Genomic DNA, 23,969 nt, shown 5'->3' with positions numbered 1-23,969 from the left:
GAGCCGCGAGCTACCGGGCGAAGGGCCACCACCCGTGCCGGGTGAGCGCCTGGGCGGTGCCAAGCCCGGCGGCGAGTGCGGCCAGCCGCAAGGTGACCTGCACCAGGTTGCTGGTGCCAGCGGAGTAGTCCTGCTCGGCGAACCCCAACACGGCGCGGAAGGCCAGCACGCCGGGGACGAGCGGGATGAAGCCGGGGATGGTGAAGATGCCGGTGGGCGTGCGCATGACGTGCGCGATGACCCTGGACACCAGGGCGATGACGAACCCGGCGAAGAGCATGGCGGCCTCGTGCGGCACGCCGGGGAAGAGCAGTAGCAGGCCGTTGCGCATGGCGAGGCCCATGGCCCCGGTGAGACCGCTCCCCCACAGCGTGCGGCGGGGTACGTCGAAGAGCACGGCGAAACCGAGGGCGGCGACGAATCCCAGCAGCGTGGCGGCCCACAGGGGGGGCGGCGTCCGGGTGGTGAGCGCCAGGTGGGGCGCGGAGAGGAGCAGCACCACGAACAGTCCGCCCGCGATGGTGCCGATGATGAGCACGGCGGAGGTGGCCCGTACGATGCCGGAGAGGATGTTCCCGCGGAACAGGTCGACGATGGAGCTGACCATGAGGACGCCGGGCACCAGGAGCAGCACCGCGGAGGCCATGGCGAGGCCTGGCGCGGGGACGCTCAGCAGGCGCGAGCCCAGCAGCGCCAAGCTGGCGGCCAGCACCGTCACCAGGAAGGTCATCGTCAGCCGGCCGAAGTGCCAGCGGACCAGGAGCTCGCGCACGGCCTGCCCCACGACGGCGGCCCCCCCCGCCAGCAGGGCCTCGAGGGGGTAGCCTCCGAAGAGGAGCGCGAAGGCCGCGCAGGCGGCGCCCACCGAGACGGTGGTGGTGAGGTGCCCGTAGAGGCGGGGCTGGGTGGCGATGCGCTCCAGCTCCGCCCGGATCCGCGCCCGGGAGAGATCACCGGAGCTGGCGCGCTCCGCGAGCCTGCTGATGGCGGCCACGCGATTGAGATCGATCCCGGTCTTCACCACGCGCACGACCCGGGTGCGGTGCTGCTCTCCGCAGATGGCGGAGACGACGATGCCACTGGGGGTGGCGAATACGTCCATCCGCTCGGCGCCGAGCGCGTTGCCGAAACGGATGATGGCCTCCTCCACCCGGGCGGCGTTGGCGCCGCTCTCCACCATGACCTGTCCGGCCCGGAGCGCGACGCCGAGCACTTCCCCGAGCTCCTGTCTGTCGAGGTGTGATGGCTCCGCACGGGGCGCTGCCTCCTGGGCTGCCTGGCGTGGAGGCTCCAGGCTCCGGCCTCGAGGTCGACGAAAACGGGGCGGAAGGCGGAGCAGGGGGCGCATGGGCGCAGGTTCCAGAAAAGGGGGAGCCGCACCTCGAACGCTGTTGTCGCGCCCCGGGTATGGCAACTGGCGCTGGGAAGTCAGGCCTCCAATCGCATGCCCGTCCCGTGCGGCGCTCCGAGCCGCCCCCTCGACAGGGCCCCCCTTCCTCCTCTACCCCGCTGGCCGCTGGGCCCGGCTCGCCTCGACTCCCCTGACGGGGCCTCGCCACCTCACGACGAGCCCGCGGACGGCGGCCACGAGCACCCACCCCAGCGCGGCCAGCCCGGAGAGCAGCCCCACCGAGTCCCCGAGGTGCGCATAGAGCGTGGGCACCCGCCCCACCGGCAGCTCCGCGCGCAGCACCCGCTCCTCCGCCGTGAAGTGGTCCAGCTCGCCGTACACGCGCCCGTAGCCGTCCACCGCCACCGAGAGCCCCTGGTTGACCTGCCGCACCATGCTGAAGCCCCGCTCCACCGCGCGGAACACCGCCTGCCGCGTGTGCAGCGGGCTGATGCCCTTCCAGTCGCTCGACGGCAGCAGGAGCAGCTCGAGTCCTCGCGCCGAGGCGCTGGCGAACACCGCGGGGAAGTCCCCGTCGAAGCAGATGGCTCCCCCCAGCATCCCCACTCCCGGGGCCTGGCTCACCGGCAGCTCCGTGCTGCCCGGGATGGAGTGCTCCGCCTCCCAACCCGGCACCGGCCGGGACTTCACGTAGCGCCACGCCACCGCCCCGTCCGGCCCCACCAGGATGATCTCGTTGCGCAGCATCCGCTCCTCCGAGGGCGTGAAGCTCCCCACCGACATGCCGAGCCACACACCCCGCTCGCGCGCCAGTGCGCTCCCCCGCGCGATGAGGGCCTCCAGCTCCCCGGCCAGCACCACCGCGTTCCCCTCGGACCAGAGGATGAGCTTCGCCCCACTCGCGGCCTCCCGCTCCGACAGGCGCAGCAGCTCCTCGTTCGCCGCGCGCGAGGCCTCGGCGAATGCGCGCCAGTCCTCGTCGCCGAAGGCCTCGCCCTTGATGAGCCGGGACAGCCCCGCCTCGCGGCCCTTGGCCACCTCCCCCGCCACGGTGATGCCCGCCACCCGGACGCGCTCGCCCACGCTCCCCGCCCCCGCGAGCCGCAGCGCGCCGAAGGCGAGGATGGCCACCAACACCCCCGCGTACACCGTCACCCCGGGCAGGACTCGGCGCCGCTCGTCCCGGTGCTCGAAGGCCCAGTTGGCCACGGAGGCGAACCACGCCATGACGAACGTCAGGCCCCACAACCCCGTCACCGACACGAGCTGCACCAACACCGGCGCCCGGGCCTGGGTGTAGGCCAGCACACCCCAGGTGCCGAACGGGTTGCCCATGCTGCTGAAGAGCTCCAACCCCGTCATCGCCGCCGGCAGGAAGAGCGTCCCCGCGAAGGAGGCCCGCGGCCCCACGATGAGCCGGTCCGCCAGGTACACCAGCGCGACGACCACGGCTCCACCGAAGGCCATCCCGAAGGCGCTCGCGGCGGAGCCCGGGAACACCTGCAGGTTCGCCACGCCGGCGGCCACGGTGTTCGCCACCAGCAGGCCCACGAAGCCCACCCAGGGACGACGCTGCCGGGAGAAGAGGAGAAACAGCGCCCCCATCAGCCAGCCGGGCAGCAGGGCCCACTCCGTGTTCAGCAACATCAACAGCCCGGTTCCCCCCAACAGGGCGAGCCACGGCACGAACGCCGGCAGGCGCCGCGCTCCTTCATCCGGATGACCGCTCATCGTTTTCCCTCTTCTTCGTCGAAACCTTCGTCCGGGCGAGCCGCTGGAACGCGTCTCGAGCCTCGTCACACCAGCGCAGGTGCGCCTCCAGTCCGAGCAGCCCCGCGCGGATGGACAGGTGCAAGTAGGGCAGCTCCGGGTGGCCCTCCCGGGAGTGGCGGACCTCCTCGTCGATGAGACGCAGCGCCGCCAGCAACCCCTCCGCCTCGGCGCGGCTGCGCTCCACATGGGCCAGCGAGTCCTCCGGCCCCACCTGGGCTCCGAAGAAGAGCTTGAGCAACAGCTCGTTGCGCTCGACGTGGGGTAGCACCGGCCGCCTCAACCACTCCGCGAGCGCCTTCCGCCCGCTCGCCGTCACCCGGTACACCTTCCGCACCCGTCCGCCCCGCGAGTGCTCCTCCCGGTCGAGCTCGACCAGGCCCTCCTCCCCCATCCGCTCCAGCGTCGGGTACAGGTTGCCGTAGCTCTCCTGCCAGAAGTGCCCCACCGACCGCTCGATGGCGCCACGCAGGTCGTATCCGCTCATCGGCTCCCGGCACAGCATCCCCAGGATGGCGAACTGACAGGTGCTCTCTCTCGCCACGACTGCCTCCTCCACGCCAATATATCAGAGTGATATATCGGCCGCTACCCCCTGGTCCAGCGCAACCAGCAGGCCTCCCGGTTTCAACGCGCCCGCACGCGGCGGCCTAAGCGCGCGTCCGGCACGCTCCAGCCCGGCTCCCCGGCGGCACCGAGACGGTGACTTCTCCGCTACCGAGAGCGCCGGAAGCGTCTCCTGTGCAGTAGGGAGCCCCTCGGGAAACTGCATACCTCCTGGTGCATGGGCTCGGGTCTGTGCAAGTAGCGGATCAGGGTCTCGGGCAGGAGGAGAGGCCCGTGAGGAGCACGCATGGACGAGCAGGAGAAGTCCGGGTCACGCTGGGAGGACGCGGAGCAGCTGGGGCCGTACCAACTCCAGGAGCAGGTGCCGCAGGACGAGTACAGCCAGGGGGAACTCTACCGGGCCACGCACGAGACGAGCGGGGCGCCAGCCCTGGTGCTCAAGCCCGCCGCCAGCAAGGAGGAGAGGACAGGGCCGCTGACCGATCTGCGGGTCCGCATCATCTCCTCGGCCACACCTGGCTACGACGCTATGGAGGTAGAGCAAACCCCGTGGTCCGTGGCTCCCGACAGGCAATCGGTGGAGTCGCTGGTGTCCACCCTGGAGGATGTACACGAGGCCGTGGGGCGCATGGCTCGCGCATTCTCCGCCGTGTCCGGACCTCGCCGCATCTGGTGGCACCCGGGATTGGGACTGTCGGGTGCCGCCGCAGCGGGTGCCCTGCTCTTCGCCCTGGTTCATCTGGCCCCTGTGTTCCAACCTCCGAGCGGCCCGGGGCTTGTGGCGAACGCCCCGCCACCGCTCATGCGCCACGACGTCCTGGCGATGACCGAGACTCCTGACCCTCGCTACAGTGCTTGGCTCGAGAACACCACGCCCCAATGGCAATCCGTGCTCGCCCGCCCTCTTCCTCGCGAGCCCTTCAAAGGACAGAAGCGCCCTCCCTGCACTCGCCGCGTCGAGGTCGAACTCGTCGGCGCCTGCTGGGGGCCTCACAAACTCACGGCCCCGTGCCCGGACGAGCTCTTCGAACATCAGGGGGAGTGCTATGCGCCCATCTTCAGCGCCAGGCCGCCACCCCAATCGCTCGGGCAGTGAGTGTGTGGGATCCGCGTGCCGCGCGCCCAGGGCAGGCTCACTCCCCACTCAATCAGCCCCTTGCCTATCCTATGAGCCGCCGAGAAGACCGACCACGACGGCGCCGTGGATGACGGCGAGACCGACCTGACGAAACTCGATACCGATGGTGACAGCCGCCAGGACGACACCGAGCGGGGCTTTGCCTCTCCCCCACGACTTGAGCACTGACGCGTCCGTCTTCTCACCGACACGGACCCCTCCTCCACCACGAAAGAGAAGGATGCCGACACGGACGGTGGCGGTGTGTCCGATGGCACCGAGGACAGAAACCACAACGGTCGCGTTGACCTGGGCGAGACCAACCCCAACAAGACGCGAACAGTGACAACGATGGGCTCGCGGACGGGACCGAGTTTGGCGTGACGCAGGCCACCGCTCCCGCATGCACCCATTCCCACTCGCTCAACTTCGTGCCTGACGAGGACCCCCCACCACCCATCCGAAGCAGGCCGACACTGACGGAGATGAACTCGATGACGGTGACGAGAACACGAACCACGATGGCCTCTTCGACTCCGGTGAGACCGACCCAAGAGACGGGGACATGGATCACGGCGGAATCGGTGATGAGTTGAATCGCCGCAGCAATCCGCTGGACGGTACGGACGACCTCCTCGTCAGCGACCGTGGCTGCAACACCTCCGGGGACGCTCCGCTGGTGGGTGCTGCTGCTCGTGAGTTCGGCTACTGGAGTTGCACGTCGAAGCCCAGGCCCACCACCGCCGTGAGAGCCAGGGGGCGGATGGAGTCGTCAGCGCCAGGGAGATACTCGACGCCCACATCCATCAGCGCCACGAACCCCGCAGGCAGCGAGACCCGGCCCCCCACCACCGCGCCCCCTCCGTAACGTCCACCGCCAGGGATGAGAACGGCCCGCAGACCCAGGTAGGGCTGGGCGGTGCCGTGGCCCAACAGGACTCCGCCCTGGACGTGGAAGACGGGCACACCGCCAAGCCACACGCGCGCGCTGCCCTCCAGACTTCCCTGGCCATAGGCGAGCCCCGCCCCCCACCGCCAGGAGCGCTGGCTTGAGTCGAGGAAGCCAAGGGTATCTGCGAACCCGAAGGCCTCCGGCCGCAGGCGAGCCCCAAGCACGGGCAGCGAGGGCGAAGTGGTGGGGACCGGTTGCAGTGAAGGCTGGAGCGGAGTCTCACGTGCCACGCGCTCGCGCTCGGCCCGCAACTCAAGGTCCCTCCGCTCGGACTCCACTCGCTGGCGAATGGTCTCCGCCAGCGCGACCAAGTCCGGGAGGAAGCGGGCCGCATCCAACCGCAGCTCCGGGTGCTCGCGCGCGAGTAGCTCAAGCTGTTCCCCCGCCTGCTCCATCCGCCCGAGCGCATGCAGCGAGGCAGCCAAGTAGACGCGCGACCGCCCCCGATCCTCCGGAGTGCTATCGGATGCGGTCAGCACCTGCGCGAAGACCTGGGCCGCTGCCTCGTACTCACCACTTTCGTAGAGTTGGAGGCCCGTCGTCGCCGCCCGGACTGGCAAGGAGGAAAGCAGCACCAGCAGCACTAGCAAGGAGTTCAGGCTCATGGAGATGGGGAGAGCGGCACCTGTGCCGTGGGCTCCAGGAGGGCCTCGTGGGACAGGACCTCATGGGAAGGGACGACGAGAACGCGCCGGTAGGGCTTAAAGGCAGGATTGCGCAGTTCGAGCACATGCTCACCCGCGGCCAGAGTGTAGCGGTGCTGGGGAGGCGCGCTCCCGAGCTTCTGCCCATCCACCCAGACCTCGGCCCAGGCGCTTCGAATGATAAGATGGAGGGTGCCACTCGCCGTGCCTTCCCGTGATGTCGGCACCTCCATGGGAGCCGTGAGGACAGGTTGCTCGCGCCTGGGAGCCTTCTTCTTCGAAGAGGTGGAAACCGGAGCCGTCACCTTGGAAGCAGGCTTCCGCACGGGCATGGGAGCCGACGAGACTTCCGGCTCGGGCTCGCGCGTGCTGGAGGGGGACAGGGAGACAGCCACTACGGGGACCTGGACCTGGGGGAGTGGGTCTAGGGCCGCGTCCTCATACGGCCCGCGCCCCACCACCAAGCCCACGCCGCCGGCCAGAATCATCAGCCCACCAGCAGCCGCGCCCCAACGCCACCGAGAGGAACGTGGCCGGGCCGGCTGGAGCACCTCCGCGCCGACGCCCAGCATGGCCGCGGGGGAATTCACGGTGGACGTCGGAGCATTCACCACCGCAGCGATGGAAGAAGACTCCGAGCCGGTTCCACGGCGCGCTGGCGGAGTTTTGCCATCCCCCCCGAGCCCCCGCGCTAGGGTCCGCATCTCGTCGGCCACCATGCTGGCCGAGGCAGGCCGCTGCTGAGGCTGCTTGGCGAGCAGCCGAAGGATGAACTCATCGACCTGACGGGGCAGCGCGACGATCGAAGAAGGTGCTGGCGCTGGGTTCTTCAGATGATGGGCTACCAGTTCCATATGAGAGCGGCCCGAAAAGGGCCGCTCCCCCGTGAGCATCTCGAAGGCGATGACGCCCAGGGAATACAAGTCCGTCCGGGGCCCTACCTCCTCGCCCAGGGCCTGCTCCGGGGCAATGTACTGAGGAGTGCCGACGATGATGTTCGAGTGGGTCTGCGGCGTGGTGCCGTTTGGCATGCTGCTGCGCTTGGCCAGCCCGAAATCGAGCACCTTGACGTGCTGCGAGCCATCCGACTGCCGGACGACGAAGATGTTGCTCGGTTTGAGGTCGCGGTGGATGACCCCTTCGGCGTGCGCGGCCGAAAGCGCGTCGAGCACCTCGCCGAGCAATTTGAAGACCTCGGCGGGAGGCAGGGGCGCCCGCGCCTCGATGATCTCGTTGAGCGGCTGACCCTCAAGCAGCTCCATGACGAGGTATTGGCCGATGCCCTGCTGATCACCATAGCCGAAGATGTCGATGATGCCGTGGTGCCGGATGGCACTGGCGGCACGGGCCTCGGTCAGCAGATCACGGACGTGAGTGCTCTTCGCGTGCTCCTCGCGCAAAAGCTTGAGCGCCACCTTGCGGCCCAGGACGACGTGCTCGCCCTCGTAGACGACCCCCATGCCGCCACTGCCGATGCATCGGCGCACCAAGTACTCGCCGAGCCGCTGGCCCAACAGCGCATCCTGTGTGGGCGCAGGGGCTTGTGCCTGCGGGGCTTCCTGCTGAGGCGAGCGGGGCGAAAGGGTCTGCGTGCTAGGGGATTCACCCTTGCCTGACACAGGTGTTCCATCACGAGGACAAGCCACCGCCCCATCGGGAATGAGCGTGCCACAGGTAGAGCAGGGAAGGGATGTGCGCACACTCATCCGCCGGAGTCCTCACAACTGCTGTCGTAGCACATCCCCACAGTGTTCGCAGACCCAGGGACCGAGAGGAGGCGTCCGGGCTGGCCAGCGCGCGGGGGTCCCCCCTACCTGGAGAGCCGGCGACGCAGCGGCAGTCCGAGCAACAGCAAGGCCCAGGGCCAGCATACCGTGGCGGAGGGAGAGGCCGTACAGCCCGGGCCATAGGGACTGCCCAGCGAGGTGGAGAAGGCGACCTCGGGCGACCGGCCACTGGTGTTACGGGCCGCGTCATGGGCTACGGCCCAGGCACGATGTGACCCTGTTTTGAATCGGGTGGAGGATACTAGGCGCCAGGAGCCATTCTCATCTGCCCGTGCACTACCTGCCTCGGTGTCATCGAGAAAGACCCGCACGATGCTCCCTGGCTCGGTGCTTCCGGAAAAGGTTGGTGTACGCGTGAAGAGCCGGGCCCCTGGCGCCGGCTCCTGTACCACCGGCACGTCTGGGGGCTTGGTGTCCTGGCTCCAGGAGAGGGAGGTGAGACCCGTGTTCCCGGCGCGATCAATGGCTGTCGCGGTCAGGGTGTGGCTCCCATCCGGCAGCGGGTCGGGCACAGTGAAGCTCCAGGTCTCGTCGAGGCCCACGTCGATGGGGCCATACGCCCTGCCATCAACGGTGAGGGTCAGACTGGCATAGGCCTCCAGGTTACCCGCGAAGAGAGGCGTTCTGGTACTCACGAGGCCATCCTGGACGGGGCTGGAAAGGGAGGGAGTGGGTACAACGGTATCGACGTAGAAGTTCCTGCTCGCCGTTGGGCTGGGATTGCTGTTCGAGTCCTTGGAATAGACACTGACGACGTAGGGCCCTCCCTCCGCCAGCGTCAGGGTGGAGACACAGAACCAGAAGCCAGAGAGGGCATCGGCTTTCACGCTGCACACTTGGTCGCCGTTCTGGCTCACGAAGACCGTGTCGCCCTTCTGCGCTGTGCCTCCGTAGGACGGCCGTTGGGTATTGACATAGGCACCCGGCAAAGGCGAATTGATGGTAGGCACTGGAGGGAGCGAGGCCATGATGCTGATGGATGTGGGGCCAGCCGGGGAGAATCTGTCGGGCCGGGATTCCGCATAGAACTTCCGCGAGTCCGACTGGCCAAAGGCCGTGATGGTGGCCTGATTGTTCAAGCTCCCCTGGGCATCGGGGTTCACCTTCACTCGAAAGACCACGTCGACAGAGGTAGCGCTAGGCAGCGTGCCCCCCTGACTGCTATCGGCACCAAAACCCAGACGAACCCGGAGGGTGCGGCGGGCGGCGTCGTACTCGCCCGTATCATCGCCAGCGGCATCCGTCAGCGGCCCTCCCATTCTTATTTGCAAGGAGCCGGGCACGTACTCCATCCCCGGAGGCAATGCATCTTCCAGCACTGTCAGGATGGCGTGATCCGAGCCCGTGTTCATCGCGGTGAGGGTGTACTCAAGAATGTCGCCCGGACGTGCCCAGCCCATCTCGCCTGACGGAGCATCTAAGTTAGTGACCTTCTTGATGGTGTCGCTGAGATTCGGACCATGGCTGCTGGCACAGGTCGTGCCGCGCTCGGTGGAGATCGAGGCAACGAGGCCACCCAGCCAGAAGAGATCGCTGGAAGTCTTGATGGAAACGCTGGCGGATGTGTCGCCGGGTTGCACGGGAACGCCCACCACATCCAGGTCCATGCCGGACATGCTTCCCGGTTCGCCGTTCAACCAGGGGCGATCCCGCTCCGAGGTGAACGAGGCGCCCAGGTAACTCCGCGTGCTGTTAAAGAAGTTGTTGGCCGGGTTCAGCGCATTGCTTACCGCCACGCCGTTGATCTCGAGCATGTCGTTGATGTCAGGTTCAGGAGCATTACCCTCGAAAGCCACCACACCCAGCTTCGCATCGTAGGCCGTGAGCGGCACGGTGAAGCCGTCGAGAGTGACTTCGACGGAAGGACCCGCCACTACGTCCATGCCGTCGAAGAGCACCACGTGGCGCTTGGACTGCTCCGGCTGCACATAGAAGACCACCATCCACCAAGCGTCGAAGAGGCGATCGCCGGAAATTCTGTCCAGGGGAAATGCCAGCACGTCACTGACTTGGTAGGCCCCCGAACCGAAGCCCTTCACCAGTTCCGTGATGTCCACAGAGGACTGGTACTGGTACTCCGCGCCCACCACGTACTGGACGGCGTAGTCATCGGCGATGAGAGACAGCTCAAAGCCAGCGACGCCCGGTCGGAACAGCTGGACGGTGAGGTCCGGCGACGCGACCATATCGCCCGCCGAGGCGTTGAAACGGGTGGCCGCCCAATACAGGCGCGCGTATACCACGCTGGCATCTGGAGGGAGGGAGAGCACCGCTTGGCTGCGGGCGTACAAAGGATCTGCGGGAGTTGGCGAACTCCCATCGAGTGGGAGATGGGGTTGAGTGGTGGCTCCGGTACCCTCGTGTGTCCAATCATCCAGGGTCCAGAAGAAGTCCGGCGAGCCGTCACGCTGGTAGCACGCGCGCTCTCCGGGGACGTACGTCCCCACCGGCGGCATCTTGCCGATCAGCGGCACGGGAGTGGTGTAGCGGCAGTCCTGGGCGAGCGTATTGCCGATGATGGTGAAGTCGCCGCACAGGTCGTTCTGATAACGCTGCTTTGGCGCGGCTTCAACACCACCGGACACGCCGAGCACGAGAACAACGAGCAGTGACGCCAGAGCACTTGGTGGACAGCGGAACTGCCAGCCCGTGCTGGACGAAATCGCGGTCAGGAGTAGTTTCCACATGGGCATAAACCGGAGTGAGGACTGGGAAGTCCCTCCATAGGAGAGCAGAAGACTCAGCAAGGTGTCCACCCCGCCAGGACCTTAAGGGCCCTCGTGTGCAGACCCGTGGCCGGCAAGGTGCCTCAGGAACAGAACGGACGCTGTAAACCGCTTCATCCGTAGAAGGTGAAGACCATCACAGCTCTGTAGAACTGGGCTTGCCCCGATTACGTGGCTCTCCCGCACATCTTGTGGTTCAGCGGCAACGAGCAAACGAGCCTCACGTGACCAGCAGTCCGCATGCGCCCAAGAGCCACACAAACTGCGGGAGAGTCACATAACCGGGGGCAGGCTCAACTGCCAAAGAGGTGCTCCAAGTCGTTGTTCGTCCGGGGCAGTCCCTTCACGTCGTAGGAGAGCAGGTCGCTCATGCGTGTGCGCACGTGTGCCCCTGCCGCTCCCTGCTCGTTCTTGAGTATCTCGGCCGGCAGACCAAAGGGCTTGAGAGGAGGTCGGCGGTTATCGGTGAGGGCACTCCGGACGGCGGCACAGTAGCCACGCACCACCCGGGCCTCGACATCGTCACGTCCCTCCACGGCCTGCTCCAGGGGGCGTACGCCTCGCACCAGCTTCTTCAACTCCTTTTTCGCATGCCGGTCCGCTTCATACAGCGGGCGCGCCGCCTCCCGCAGGTAATGGAAGCGGCACAACTGGTGCGGCACGCCGGGCAAGGTCGAGGCGACCGCATTGCGGATGGAGCGCTGGCCGTCGGAGACAGCGCCCGCCACGGGCACATCGAGCGCCGCCAGTAACCCCCTAAAGAGCGCGGCGAACTCGTCCTCGCTCGAGGACAACAAACTTCTGGCCGCCAGCACCTCGCCCGACAGGCAGTCGCGCACTACCCAGAGCACTTCGTGCCCTACGTCCGGTTGCAACCCGTCAATGGCCAGCACCACCCGACCCTGCTTGCCTGTCACCTCGCGCAGCCGCTGACTGTCGGCCAAGCGCAAGGCCAGCAACTCGTCATAACGGTCGAGCAGATTGGTGACGCTTCGCTCTGAAATGGGCACGCCCCGCTCACGCAAGGCGGCGTGGATTTCCGGCACGCTGCGGTGCTCCTGATAGCGCAGCGCGCCAATGAAGGCGATGACGTCCAGTCCGAGCTCGTGTTCTGGCAGTACTCACCGTCCCTCCTCCTCTGCACGTACCGCCTTGAGGTACAGCACACAGCCCTCCCGGTGGCACACTCGCACCTGCACCTTGAGCGCCACCACGGCATCCAGCGTCACGACGCTGCGGCGCGCCCGGTAGTCCGCTCGTGCCAGACTACCGCATGCGGCACACCTCCTCCGCTGGTTCTCCAATCCCATCTGCTTGCTTGCCGGCGGGTGGCTCGTGGTGCGGGCCTTGGCACTACCGCCGGTGTCTCTACTCCGACAACACCGCAGAAGACGGGTCTTATTTGCCGGCGTAGTTTTTAGGAAGTCACGCTCCATTTCCAGATGGCGCACCTCCTTGCGCAGTTGGACCAACTCCTCCCGCTCGTCTGCTGAGAGCGCGCCTGCCGTCTTGGCCTTCCCACCGTCAGCCTCCTTCACCCAATTACCCAGGCTGAGCCTCATTCCTGCCGATCTGTCCAAGCTGCTGCTGTGGCGACTGGGAAAGGTGTGATGCACTTCTCCTCTCCTGAGTGAGGTCTTTCACAGCCCCTGAGGGATTGTGGATAGCGTTCGTGACACAAGGACAGCCCCAAACCGCCCTTGCTGAAGGCTATCTGTTGACCTGTGAGGCCCACCATGGCGTTGCTCCGTTTCCTCTATGACTCCCACGTCCATCCGCTCATCCTGCTCTTCCTCGCATTGCTCACTCCGGCTCGCTTTGCCGCCGCGCAAGAGCCGGTTCTCGATGCCAGCCACCTGGACAACAAGAGTACGACCCTCGAACTGGGCATTGACCGCCCAGGCCCCACCTACGCGAGCATCGTATTGCCAGAGGCGCGACCAGAGCTGTGCCGGGAGGCCTGCTTCAACAACTCTCCGAAGTGCAAATCTTTCACGTACATCAGGCCCTTGAATTCCGGCTCTCATGCAGTGTGCTACCTCAAAGAGGGTGTTCCCGAGCCCGTACTCGACTCTAACGCCGTCTCTGGCACGACCCAGGCACCTCGCAACGCCGGGCTCATCAGTGGGTTGGTGGAGACCAACCTCGACCGTCCCGGCCATGACTACGACAGCTTTGAGTTAGAGGACGCACGGCCGGAGCTCTGCCGGGAGGCCTGCCTCAAATCAGCTGACAATAAATGCAAGGCCTTTACATACGTCAAGCCAGGCAACCACAAGGGCTGGTGCTATCTCAAGGATGCCGTCCCCTCCCCTGTCATCAACCCTTGGACTGACTCTGGCGTCATCAACGCCGAGATGTAGCCTGTCCACCGGCTTGGCGCACAGCCCCGTCAGCAGCCCTCATCGGCCCCTCTGCACCTGCACCAGCCAGTCCCCTCAAAAGCGCCCCCATCTTTCCTATACACATATGCCTCCGGACTTGGTCCAAATTTGGTCCGACAAGAACCGATTTGGACCCCTAAGACGATCCGAGCCTCCTCGTTTGGGGTGGGGTCGACGCAGGCGGCGGGCAACCTCTATTGGAAGAGGCGGGGAATCGAACCCGCCGCCTCGTCGTGCCGTGCGAGCCTGAGTTCTAACGCTCCGGCTCGCACAACAACTGGGCCAGTGACGCCACGCGCGCTCCCCGTCCGGCAACCAAGAGGATATCGCCCGCGTACAGCATCACCTCGGGGATGGGCTCGCTCACCACGTCACGATTTGTCCGCGACGAGCAGCGCCTCTACGTTTCCGGCGGGACCGGGCACCGTCGAGTCCATCACCCCTCGCACCGTCAGGCCCCGCTCCCGTACGAAGGCCGTCACGGTGTCGATCGCCTCCTGCCGGGCCGCCTGATCCTTCACCACCCCGCCCTTCCCCACCTTGTCGGGCCCCACCTCGAACTGGGGCTTCACCAGCGCCACCAGCAGTCCTCCCGGCTTCAGGAAGGGCAGCACCGCCGGCAGCACCTGCGTCAGCGAGATGAAGCTCACGTCGATGACCACCACGTCCACGGACTCGGGCAGATCCTCCGCCGTGAGGTAGCGGGCGTTGACCCGCTCCCGCGAGCGGACGCGCGGGTCCGTGCGCAGCTTCTCATGCAGTTGCCCGTAGCCCACGTCAATGGCGTGCACGTGCGTGGCCCCCTCCTGCAACAGGCAGTCGGTGAAGCCTCCCGTACTGGCGCCGATGTCCGCCGCCACCTTGCCCCGCACGTCCAGGCCGAAGCGCTCGATCGCCGCCTTCAGCTTCAACCCGCCACGAGACACGTAGGGCAGCACCTCGCCCTTGAGTCGCAGCTCGGCCTCCACCGGCACCAGCGCCCCGGGCTTGTCCACCCGCTGGTCCGCCACCACCACCTGCCCGGCGAGGATGAGCGCCTGGGCCTTGGTCCGGGACTCGGCCAGCCCCCGCTCCACCACCAGCACGTCGAGGCGTTCCTTGCGCGGCTTCACGGCGTCCCCTCCCCGAGCAGCCCCTGCGCGGCGCGCCGCAGGCCCGCGGCATCCAGGCCCAGCTCGGCTCGCTGCACGCGCGCGTCCCCATGGGGCACGAAGGTGTCCGGCATCCCCTGCAGCTTCACCCGGGCCATCACGCCTCGCGCGGCGAGCACCTCCAGCACCGCGCTGCCCAGCCCGCCGTGCGTCGTCCCCTCCTCCACCACCACCACACGCCCGCATGCGGCGGCCTCCAGCACCGCCGTCTCGTCGAGCGGGGTGACGAAGCGCGCGTCTAGCACGCTCCAGCCCGGCTCCCCGGCGGCGGCCTCCAGCGCGGCCAGCCCCAGCGGCCCCAGCGTGATGAAGCACACCCGCGCCCGCTCGGCCCGCTTCAACCAGCGCGCCCCCTGGACCGGACCCGTGCCCGGGTGCAGCTCCGGCGGCAGCGACGGCAGGGTTCCCCGAGGGAAGCGCATCAGCGAGGGCCCGGGCAAACCGAGCGCCGTGGCGAGCATCGCCGTCACATCCTCGCCCGTCACCGGCGCCATCAGGGTGAGCCCCGGAATGGGCCGCAGCGAGGCCACGTCATAAGTGCCCTGGTGCGTGGCGCCATCCGCGCCCACCAGCCCGGCACGGTCCACCGCGAACAGCACGGGCAGGCCCGGCAGGCACACGTCGTGGATGACCTGGTCATACGCGCGCTGCAGGAAGGTGGAATAGATGGCGCACACCGGTCGTAGCCCCGAGGCGGCCAGGCCCGCGCAGAAGGTGACGGCGTGCTGCTCGGCGATGCCCACGTCGAAGACGCGCTCGGGGTAACGCTCCTTGAGGCCCACCAGCGCCGAGCCCTCCAGCATGGCCGGCGTCACCGCCACCACACGCGCGTCCCTCGCCATCGCCTCTTCCAGCGCGGACGCGAAGGCCTCGCTGAAGGTGCGCTGGCCTCCGCGCGAGCGCACCAGCTTGCCATCCCGCCACTCGTACGGCCCCATGGCGTGGCCGCGCGTCTGCGCGTCCGCCTCGGCCGGCGGAAAACCCCTGCCCTTCTGCGTCAGCGCGTGCACCACCACCGGACGCGTGGAGGCACGGGCCTCGCGCAGCGTCCGGATGAGCGCCCCGAGGTCATGCCCGTCCACCGGCCCCAGGTACGTGAAGCCCAGCCCCTCGAAGAAGGCGCGGGCCTCGCGGGTGCGCAGCAGCGCGGGGATCGCCCCCACGTTGGCCGAGATAGACATCTGGTTGTCGTTGAGCACCACCACCAGCGGCAGGTGCGTGCCCCCGGTGTTGTTGAGCCCCTCGAAGGTGAGCCCGCCCGTGAGCGCCCCATCCCCCACCACCGCCACCACGTGCCCGGGCAGGCCGCGCAGACGCCGGCCCTCGAGAATGCCCAGCCCCGCGGAGACGGCGGTGCTCGCGTGGCCCGCGGCCACCGCGTCATGAGGGCTCTCGCGCGGGTCCAGGAAGGGCGCGATGCCTCCGGCCTGGCGCAAGGTGCCGATGCGCTCGCGCCGGCCCGTCAGCAGCTTGTGCGCGTAGGCCTGATGGCCCACGTCGAAGACGAGCGCGTCCTGGGACGAATGAAAGACACGGTGCAGGGCGACGATCAGCTCCACCGCGCCGAGCGAGGCCCCCAGGTGACCGCCCACGCGGCCACACAGGGCGATGATGTCCTCGCGCAACTCCTCACACAGGTGAGGCAGGGCGGATTCGGGGAGCGCCCGAACGTCCCCAGGAGATTGGATTCGCGGCAGGAGCCGCTCCGTCACGAGCGCCGCTCCACCGAGTAGCGCGCGAGCGCCGCCAGCGGGCCATCCCCCGGCTCCAGCGTCTGCACGGCGGCGATGGCCTGGGCCACCTTCTGCGCCGCGAGCTGCTTGGACTCCTCCAGTCCCAGCACCGCCGGGAAGGTGAAGCGTCCGGCGGCGGCATCCGCCCCCACCGGCTTGCCCAGGGACGAGGCATCCCCCGTCACGTCCAGGATGTCGTCGGCGATCTGGAAGGCGAGCCCCACCGCGTCCCCGTAGGTGTCCGCGCGATCCAGCTCCTCCGCGTCCCCACCCGCGGCGAGCACGCCCATGCGGCACGCGGCGCGGATGAGCGCCCCCGTCTTCAGCCGGTGCATGCGGGTGATGTAGTCGATGTGCGCCGGACGGTCCTCGGCGATGTCCAGCACCTGGCCGCCCACCATGCCCGCCGAGCCCGCGCCCACGGCCAGCTCGCGGCACAGCAGCCCGCGCACCGGCTCGGGGCCGCCGGCCACCAGGGCGAAGGCGTCCGTGAGCAGCGAGTCACCCGCCAGGATGGCCATGGCCTCGCCGTAGACCTTGTGGTTGGTGGGCCGCCCGCGGCGCAGATCGTCGTCGTCCATGGACGGCAGGTCGTCGTGCACCAGCGAGTAGGTGTGGATGAACTCAAGCGAGCACGCGGCGTCCTCGACCACGCGCGACACGGTGCTCTTCTTCAGCACGGCCTCCGCGAAGGCCAGGCACAGCACCGGCCGCAGCCGCTTGCCTCCGGCCAGCAGCGAGTAGCGCATGGACTCCAGCAGGCGCGGCGGCACGTGGACGCCCATCTCGTCGGAGCGGGCGCGCAGCAGGTTCTCCACCCGCTCCTGCTGGGTCTGCAGGTACGAATCCAGGTCAAAGGACGACATGTCAGGGCACCTCGGGGGCGGGCGACGGGATGAGCGCACGCAGCCGATTGATGAGCGCGTTGAGATCCAGGGGCTTCACGAAATAATCCGCGGCGCCGGCCTCCAGCCCGCGCCGCTTGTCCTCCAGCTCCCCGCGCCCGCTGATGAAGATGACGGGGATGTCCCGGAACTGCTCGTTCTTCTTCACCGCCTTGCACAGCTCGAAGCCGTCGATCCAGGACATGTTCACGTCCATGAGGATGACGTCCGGCCGCTTGAGTTGCAGGGAGGCGATCAGCCGCAGCCCATTGGCCGCGGCGGTGACCTCGAAGCCCTCGGACTCCAGGGCGAGCGAGAGCAGCTCCCGCGTATCGCGGTCATCGTCGACGATGGTGACCTTGGGCTTCGGCATGAGTACACAGGTACGTCTACACGCGAGGGGCTAGAACGGCACGTCGTCCTCGGGGGGTGGAGTGGAGCGCGATGCGCCCGAGCTCCCCCGCGAGGCCGGGGCTGGCGTGGAAGCGGAGGGCAGCGCCGGCGGCTTCACGCCCGCCTGCAGGGGCACCACCACGTCCTGGCCCTCCTCGTTCAACAACTCCTCGATGCGCTTCTCCGCCGCGTTGAGGAGCTGCTCGCCGCGACGGACCAGCTTGATGCCCTCCTCGAACGACTTGAGCGAATCCTCGAGGGTCAGGGTGCCGCCCTCCAGGCGCGCCACCACGTCCTCGAGACGCTGCACCACGTCCCCGTACTGCTCGGGGACTTCCTCCGCCGCCTTGCCCTTGCTGTCCTTCGCCACTTCCGGTCCACCTCGCCGAGAAAAAGCCGCGGGACTCTAGAGGAGGCGCCCGCCCGGGTGCCAGGGGGACTTCACCCGGACGTCAGCAATCCACCGGTCCCTTCACGGCGGTGACGGTCGCTTCGATTTCCTCACAACCCTGGAGCGTCTTCGCCCCGTTGCTGGCGAACTTGATACCGAGCACCTCGCCGGGCCGCACGTCCGCGATGGAGCGCACCACCCCCCCATCCTGCTTCCGGAAGGCGACGGCGTAACCCCGGGACATGACCTTGAGCGGACTCATGGCGTCCAGCCGGCCTTCCAGCCGCTGGAAGTGTCGCTGGGCGGACGCCAGGGTGTCCTTCTGCAGGGCGACCAGCCGGGCCTGCCGGTGGGCGAGCCGGGCGCGCAGCTCCGCCACCCGGGCGATGGGAGAGACCCGCTCCAGCTCCAGCCGGTTCTGGGCGGCCCTCGCCCGCCGGTCCGCCACGTCCGCCCGCACCGCGTCCTTCAACCGGGCGGAGAGCTGCACCAGCCGCGCCTTCTGCTCGGCCAGCCGGGCCTGGGGACGTTGGCGCTGCAAGTGCTCCGAGTGACCCTTGAGCTCCTCGCGCTTCTCCCGCAGCACCTGACGCAGCACCCGCGTCATCGCGTCCTCGGCATCGGACAGGCGCAGCCGCTCCGTGGACAGCAGCCGCCGCGGATCCACCACCTGCCCGCGCAGGGAGCCCAGACGCTCGCGCAGCTCCAGCACCTGACGCTCGGCGGCCCTGCGCAGGCGCACCTTCTGGGTGGCCAGGCCGTACTCCAGGTCGCTCAGCACCGGCGCCAGTCGCTCGGCCGCCGCGCTCGGGGTGGGGGCGCGCCAGTCCGCCACGAAGTCCGAGATGGAGAAGTCGATCTCGTGCCCGATGGCGGACACCACCGGCACGGGCGAGGCGAAGATGGCACGAGCCACCCGCTCCTCGTTGAACGTCCAGAGGTCCTCCTTCGAGCCGCCGCCGCGCGTCACCACGATGACGTCCACGTCCGTGCGCGACAGACGCTCGATGCCCCGGGCGACCTCCTCGGCGGAGCCCTCGCCCTGCACGCGCGCGTCGCACAGCAGCACGGACAGCCGCGGGTGGCGCGAGTGCAGCACGCGCAGGAAGTCCTGCAAGGCCGCGCCGGTGCGGCTCGTCACCACGCCGATGCGCCGGGGCAGGAAGGGCAGCGGGCGCGGAGGGCGCACGCGGTTGTCGCCGATGAGCCCCTCGGCCGCGAGCCGCTCCTTGAGCTGCTCGAAGGCGAGCGCCAGCGCGCCCTCCCCCTCCGGCTCCAGCTTGTAGGCGATGAGGCTGTAGCGGCCGGCCGGCGCGTAGAGGTCCACGCTGCCCTCGGCCACCACGGCCAGCCCGTCGCGCAGGGCGAAGCGTAGCCGCGCCGCCTGCGAGGCCCACATCTTCACGTCGAGCGAGGCCTCCGCGTCCTTGAGCGTGAAGTACAGGTGGCCGCGGGCGTTGGGGCCCCGGAAGCCGGACACCTCGCCTCGCACCAACACGCGCGGGAAGCGCGATTCGATCGTCGCCTTGAGCTGCTGGGTGAGCTCGCCCACGGTGAGCACCGTGCGCGTCGGTGCCGTGCGCGTGGGGGCGCCAGGCAGCGACGGCAGGGCCTCGGACACGTCCTTCAGCTCCGAGGGAGCCGGGGGCGCGGCGGGCGCGGGAGGAGGCTCGGGCGGCGGCTTGGAGGCCGCGGCCGCCGTGGCCCGCTTCGGCGCCGGTGCCGGTGCCGCCAACGAGCCGCCGAAGAGGTCGCCCTGTCCGGCGGGGGTGCTCGGCGGGGCTTCTTGCGTCCCTCGCCGCTTCTTCATCGCTGGAGCTTCTCGATCCAGGACTTGGACTTCTGGTGCGTCTCGTCGTCCGCCAGGGTCATGGCCATGACCTCGCGGAACTTGGGCACGGCGTCCTCGGGATTGGTGTCCTTGAGGGCGTAGGCCTGCAGGTAGAGATCCTTCGCCTTCTGGCGCAGCTCGGTGACGATGTTGTTGGCGCCGGCGTGGCTGGGGTCGGACTGGAGGGCGCGCTGGGCGTTCTCCATGGCGCGGCCCCACTGGCCAGCCGCCTTCGCCGCCGAGGCGCTCTTGAAGAAGATGTTGGCCGCGCGCGTGCCCGCGTTGCGCGACAGCTTGCTGCCACGGCCGTTGGTGATCTTCCTGTCCAGATCCAACAGGCGCGCCAGCCCCTTGGCGTCCAGGTCCTCCAGCTTCTTGTAGAGGCTGTCGAAGTCCGTCATCTGCGCGATGAGCGTCTTGCACTGGGGGTTCTTGCCCGCGCAGGAGTTGGCCATGGCCACCGCGCCGCGCAGGTCCCCATCGCGGAAGAGATCCACGGCCTGATCCCAGGGCTTGGGAGCCTCGGGACCCTTGACGACCGGGGCGGGCCGGGTGGCGTTCTCGATGAAGAGATCCACCTGCTCGGCGATGACCTTGGCGTCGCGGTGCTCCGGGAAGGCCGCGAGCACGTCGTCGGTGATGGCCTTGGCCTGCCGGGCCGGGTCCAGCTGCCTCTGCTCCAGCAGGGCCTGGGCCTCGCGCACGCGCTTGTCGGCCTTGTCCTGCATGGAAGTCTTGAGGGTGCGCAGCGACTCGAAGAGCTGGGTGTCCTTGCTCACCTTGGCCAGCGCGGCCGAGGCCGTGGCGAGCTGTCCCTTGTCGAGCGCCGCCTTGGCCGTGTTGATCGCCTCCTGGTTGGGGATCTCCTTCTCCACGCGCGCCAGGTAGTCCTGCAGCTGCAGGTACTCGGGCTCCGCCTCCTGGAGCTCCAGCAGCTTCGCCTTGGCCCCCACCCAGTTGCTCTCGCGGATGAGGTTCTTGGCGTCCTGGAAGAGCGCGTCGAGCGCCTCGCGCCGCTCCTGGACCTGGCGCGCCTGGAGGGCGGCGGCCTCGGCCTTGTTCTGCTGCTGCACCTTCATGACGACCAGCAGGCCCACCAGCATCACGAAGACGCCCGCGGTCAGGATCAGCAGGCGCTTCTTGCGCTGCTGCGCCGCCGGATCCGGAGCCGCCGCCGAGCGGCCTCCGCGCGGGACGCGATCGGGCCGGGGCGGCGGACGGCGCGGAACGGGCGCCGCGCCCTCGTCCACGGTATCGGCGGCCTCGGGGGCGGAAGCGGGAGCGGAGGACCTCGAGCCGCTCCGGGCCGGCCGTGACGGGGGAGCCGACGGCGCCGGCATCATCATCGTGGCGTTGGAGCTGTCGTTGAACGTCAGCTCCGTGTCGCCGAGCGTGAGGACGTCGCCGTGGGACAGCGGCATCTCGTCGGTGAGGGGCTCGCCGTTGAGGAGGGTGCCGTTGCCGGAGCCCAGGTCGCTGGCCGCCCAGCCACCGCCCACGCGGCGGATGAGCACGTGCTTGCGCGACACCGAGGTGTCCGGGATGCAGATGGGGTTGTCGTTGGCGCGGCCGACGACGTACTCGCCATCCTCCAGCCCGAACTCCTCACCGGCGCGGGGGCCCGCGGAGCACACCAGCTTCGTGCCCGTCACCGGGACGGACTCGGAGCGGACGGCGGGAGACGACGCGCCCGTGGACGTCTTGCGCACCGAGGGACGCTGAGAGGTGGCGCCACCCGAGGGGGAGCCCGTCGTCGGACGACGGCGTGCGGGAGGAGAACCGTTCGACATGGGAAGTCACCACTTCATTTCGTGCGCGGGTACGGGCCTCACAGCCCGTACTCGTTGGCTTTTTCGAGCGCCAGATTGTGACAGCGATGCGCCGGTGTAGGGAAGCGCCTGTTGACTTCTTCCAGGACCTGCACGGCCCTCTTGGTGTCCTTGAACTGGATGTTCCGTTGGAAATCCAGCATGAGTTGACCGCACTTCTGGTCCAGGTCGGCCGCCACCTGGCCCAGCATGAACTGGACGTCCTGGTAGAGGTCCGGCTTGTCGTCCAGGGCCTCGAGTGTAATCCACGCCGAGCGGTAGTTCTCCCAGGCGAGGAAGAGGTTCTCCGGGCCCACGTCCCTGCGCTCGTAGAAGCCGCGCGCCCTGGACACGTAGTTGCGCGCCGTCTCCTGGAGCTCCTCCGGACGCAGGTCCGGCACGGGGATGATCTCCAGCCGCAGGTTCCACACCCGCCAGCTGTCCTTGCCCGGGGGGTTGCGGACGTTGTCGAAGACGAGCTGGTTGCGCTCGTTGCGCTTGAGCATGGACGGCGAGAGGATCTGCTGCACCTCGCGCTCCACGGTGTTGGTCGTGTCCGGAGGCACCCAGGCCACGTTCACCGCGTTGAGGGAGATGTTGACCTCTTCCTTGGAGATGCCGCTGGCGTGGTAGCGCAGCACGCCCACGGCGCGCGTGGGCGAGACGAACTCGAAGTCGAAGGCCTTCATGTCCGGCTGGGGCCACGTCACGCCCTCGCCCAGGCCGAACGAGTCCGTCAGCACCTGGAGGCCCAGCGACGTCGGCTCGGACCCCTTGGGTCCCAGCTCGAACTTGGGACGGAAGACGATGAGGAACGCAGCCACCATGCCCACCACGAAGCAGGTCGCCACGGTGACCAGCGCGAACTTCCCGCCCCCCGGCAGCTCGGACCACCACAGCTTGAGCTGACCCCCGAGGGTGTCACCCAGCTCGCGCTTGCGCCGGGCCTTCTCGGCGGCGGACAGACCCGCGCTCGCGGAGGGCGCGGGGGCGGCCTTCACGGGAGCATGCGGCTCGGGCCGGGCCAGCGCGGCCGGAAGCGCGTCCACCCTCTCCGAGCGGGCCCTCCCACCCTTCGCCGCGCCGTCCGAGACGGGATGCAGGACGGGAGGCGCCGAGGGCGGAAACTCCGCGGTCTCATCGACGACCGGGGACAGCCCCGACATCGGAGCCGCCATCCCGTCGTCCGTCTCCGTCCGCGGAACCGGCTGGACGTTGCGCCGGATGGGCCGCGTGGCGTCGTCGTCCTCCACCGGCATGAAGGGCCGGGTGGCGTCCTCGTCGCTCACGACCTCCTGGAAGACGAACTCCACGGGGCCCAGGGAGATCCGGTCCCCGTTGCGCAGCTCCTGCTCACCGGCGAGCCGCTGGTCATTGACCAGGGTGCCATTGGAGCTGCCCAGATCCTGCACGAAGAAGCGCCCCAGCCGGTCCGAGATGCGCACGTGCCGGCGGGATACACCGGCATCCTGCAGCACCACGTCGTTCTCCACGGTGCGGCCGATGTTCACCTCGGACTGCTCGAAGGTGATCTCCTTCCCCTGTTGCAGTCCCTTGGCGATGGTCAGCTGGAAGCCCAGGACCCTACCCCCCGACGTCCCCGAACATGAACTGGAACACGATGGGCCCGAAGAGCACCAGGAACACCGTGGGGAAGATGCACGCGATGAGCGGGAAGAGCATCTTCACCGGGGCCTCGCCCGCCAGCTTCTCCGCGCGCTGGGTGCGGTCGATGCGCAGCTGCGTGGACTGGATGCGCAGCACCTTGCCCAGGCTGGTGCCCATCTTGTCCGCCTGGATGAGCGCGGTGACGAACGTGGTGAGCGCCGGCAGATCCACCCGGGCGATCATCGCCTTGAGGGCCTCCTCGCGCGTCTTGCCCATCTTCAGCTGCTTGAGGACGATCTGCATCTCCTCGCGCAACGGACCCGTCTTGCCCTTCTCCACCACCTTGGCCAGCGCCGCGGTGAAGTCCAGACCGGCCTCCACCGACAGCGTCAGCAGGTCCAGGTTGTAGGGCAGCGCCCGAGAGATGAGCAGGTGGCGCTTCTTCACCTGATCGTTCACCCAGATGAGCGGGTAATACAGGCCGAAGAGCGCGAAGAGCAGCGACCAGGCCAGGTTCTGGCTCAGGGCGTTGATCAGGATGAGGCCCGCCAGGAGGCCCAGCATGGCGCAGATCTCCTGCAGCGCCATGATGTCCTCGGGCTTGAAGGCCTGAGGCTCGCCGGCCTTGATGAGCTTGCGGCGCATCTTGGACTCGTAGCCCGGCCACATCAGGCGCCGGTTGAGCGCACCGAGCTTGCGCACGGTGACCGAGCCCATGCCCTTGACGCCACCAGCGGACTCGTCGCGCACTTCCGACACGAAGCGCTCGAAGAAGTTCTGGTAGACGCCGAAGCCGAGGAAGCCCGCCGCCGCCGCGAACATCAGCGCCGAGCCTCCCATCAACGTATAGGTGAGGACGTCGCCCACGGCTG

Annotated in this window: 17 protein-coding genes and 2 pseudogenes; 2 read left to right on the top strand and 17 right to left on the bottom strand. The window is 68.4% G+C overall.

What is annotated here, in order from left to right; translation table 11 throughout:
- Window positions 1-10: 10 nt before the first annotated feature.
- The 3 genes from JRI60_RS20410 to JRI60_RS20400 all read right to left on the bottom strand — a co-directional run bounded on the left by JRI60_RS20410 (window position 11) and on the right by JRI60_RS20400 (window position 3,665).
- Window positions 11-1,213 carry a threonine/serine ThrE exporter family protein gene (locus JRI60_RS20410; protein ID WP_204227525.1) on the bottom strand — a complete coding sequence of 401 codons (1,203 nt, stop codon included), beginning with the start codon at window positions 1,211-1,213 and terminating at the stop codon, window positions 11-13.
- Between the two features lie 288 nt (window positions 1,214-1,501).
- Window positions 1,502-3,082 (bottom strand): nitrilase-related carbon-nitrogen hydrolase, encoded by a 1,581-nt coding sequence (locus JRI60_RS20405; protein ID WP_204227524.1) that lies wholly within the window; start codon window positions 3,080-3,082, stop codon window positions 1,502-1,504.
- Window positions 3,063-3,665, bottom strand: coding sequence for a PadR family transcriptional regulator (locus JRI60_RS20400; RefSeq protein ID WP_204227523.1), 603 nt, complete (start codon window positions 3,663-3,665; stop codon window positions 3,063-3,065). The genes JRI60_RS20405 and JRI60_RS20400 overlap by 20 nt, the downstream gene beginning before the upstream one ends.
- Window positions 3,666-3,974: 309 nt before the next feature.
- On the opposite strand from JRI60_RS20400, the gene JRI60_RS20395 reads away from it, so the two are divergent.
- A complete protein-coding gene (locus tag JRI60_RS20395; protein ID WP_204227522.1) occupies window positions 3,975-4,784 on the top strand; it encodes a hypothetical protein in 810 nt (269 codons plus the stop codon).
- Between the two features lie 726 nt (window positions 4,785-5,510).
- Here the strand turns inward: JRI60_RS20395 and JRI60_RS20390 are convergent.
- The 5 genes and pseudogenes from JRI60_RS20390 to JRI60_RS55125 form a co-directional block, all read right to left on the bottom strand.
- Window positions 5,511-6,362: a tetratricopeptide repeat protein gene (locus tag JRI60_RS20390; protein WP_204227521.1), complete on the bottom strand. Its 852-nt coding sequence runs from the start codon at window positions 6,360-6,362 to the stop codon at window positions 5,511-5,513.
- Window positions 6,359-7,915, bottom strand: coding sequence for a serine/threonine protein kinase (locus JRI60_RS20385; protein WP_204227520.1), 1,557 nt, complete (start codon window positions 7,913-7,915; stop codon window positions 6,359-6,361). The genes JRI60_RS20390 and JRI60_RS20385 overlap by 4 nt, the downstream gene beginning before the upstream one ends.
- A gap of 296 nt (window positions 7,916-8,211) precedes the next feature.
- Complete coding sequence (locus JRI60_RS20380) at window positions 8,212-10,875, bottom strand: Ig-like domain-containing protein (protein ID WP_204227519.1); 2,664 nt, start codon at window positions 10,873-10,875, stop codon at window positions 8,212-8,214.
- Window positions 10,876-11,342: 467 nt separating this feature from the next.
- A pseudogene (locus JRI60_RS20375) lies at window positions 11,343-12,224 on the bottom strand (transposase); the annotation flags it as partial.
- Window positions 12,225-12,329: 105 nt separating this feature from the next.
- A pseudogene (locus JRI60_RS55125) lies at window positions 12,330-12,467 on the bottom strand (IS3 family transposase); the annotation flags it as partial.
- A gap of 183 nt (window positions 12,468-12,650) precedes the next feature.
- Between JRI60_RS55125 and JRI60_RS20370 the strand changes: the two are divergent.
- Complete coding sequence (locus tag JRI60_RS20370) at window positions 12,651-13,277, top strand: PAN domain-containing protein (protein ID WP_204227518.1); 627 nt, start codon at window positions 12,651-12,653, stop codon at window positions 13,275-13,277.
- Between the two features lie 392 nt (window positions 13,278-13,669).
- Here JRI60_RS20370 and JRI60_RS20365 read toward each other — a convergent pair whose 3' ends face one another.
- From JRI60_RS20365 to JRI60_RS20325, 9 genes are all read right to left on the bottom strand, one after another.
- Window positions 13,670-14,410 (bottom strand): TlyA family RNA methyltransferase, encoded by a 741-nt coding sequence (locus JRI60_RS20365; protein ID WP_204227517.1) that lies wholly within the window; start codon window positions 14,408-14,410, stop codon window positions 13,670-13,672.
- Window positions 14,407-16,161, bottom strand: coding sequence for a 1-deoxy-D-xylulose-5-phosphate synthase (locus tag JRI60_RS20360; protein WP_204227516.1), 1,755 nt, complete (start codon window positions 16,159-16,161; stop codon window positions 14,407-14,409). The genes JRI60_RS20365 and JRI60_RS20360 overlap by 4 nt, the downstream gene beginning before the upstream one ends.
- Complete coding sequence (locus JRI60_RS20355; protein WP_204227515.1) at window positions 16,158-17,048, bottom strand: polyprenyl synthetase family protein; 891 nt, start codon at window positions 17,046-17,048, stop codon at window positions 16,158-16,160. Before JRI60_RS20355 ends, JRI60_RS20360 begins: the two co-directional genes overlap by 4 nt.
- A gap of 1 nt (window position 17,049) precedes the next feature.
- Window positions 17,050-17,439 (bottom strand): response regulator, encoded by a 390-nt coding sequence (locus tag JRI60_RS20350; RefSeq protein ID WP_204227514.1) that lies wholly within the window; start codon window positions 17,437-17,439, stop codon window positions 17,050-17,052.
- 30 nt (window positions 17,440-17,469) lie between these two features.
- Window positions 17,470-17,829 (bottom strand): exodeoxyribonuclease VII small subunit, encoded by a 360-nt coding sequence (gene xseB, locus JRI60_RS20345; RefSeq protein ID WP_204227513.1) that lies wholly within the window; start codon window positions 17,827-17,829, stop codon window positions 17,470-17,472.
- An 82-nt stretch (window positions 17,830-17,911) separates the two neighbouring features.
- Complete coding sequence (gene xseA, locus JRI60_RS20340) at window positions 17,912-19,660, bottom strand: exodeoxyribonuclease VII large subunit (protein WP_204227512.1); 1,749 nt, start codon at window positions 19,658-19,660, stop codon at window positions 17,912-17,914.
- Window positions 19,657-21,471, bottom strand: coding sequence for an FHA domain-containing protein (locus tag JRI60_RS20335; protein WP_204227511.1), 1,815 nt, complete (start codon window positions 21,469-21,471; stop codon window positions 19,657-19,659). The genes xseA and JRI60_RS20335 overlap by 4 nt, the downstream gene beginning before the upstream one ends.
- Before the next feature lie 38 nt (window positions 21,472-21,509).
- Complete coding sequence (locus tag JRI60_RS20330; protein ID WP_275439628.1) at window positions 21,510-23,039, bottom strand: FHA domain-containing protein; 1,530 nt, start codon at window positions 23,037-23,039, stop codon at window positions 21,510-21,512.
- Between the two features lie 34 nt (window positions 23,040-23,073).
- A complete protein-coding gene (locus JRI60_RS20325) occupies window positions 23,074-23,964 on the bottom strand; it encodes a type II secretion system F family protein (protein WP_204227510.1) in 891 nt (296 codons plus the stop codon).
- Window positions 23,965-23,969 lie beyond the last annotated feature (5 nt).

It is taken from the genome of Archangium violaceum, from assembly GCF_016887565.1.
Classification (GTDB): Bacteria; Myxococcota; Myxococcia; order Myxococcales; family Myxococcaceae; genus Archangium; species Archangium violaceum_B.
Note: the sequence above shows the minus strand (reverse complement) of the source record. Positions and strands in the feature narration are given on the sequence as shown.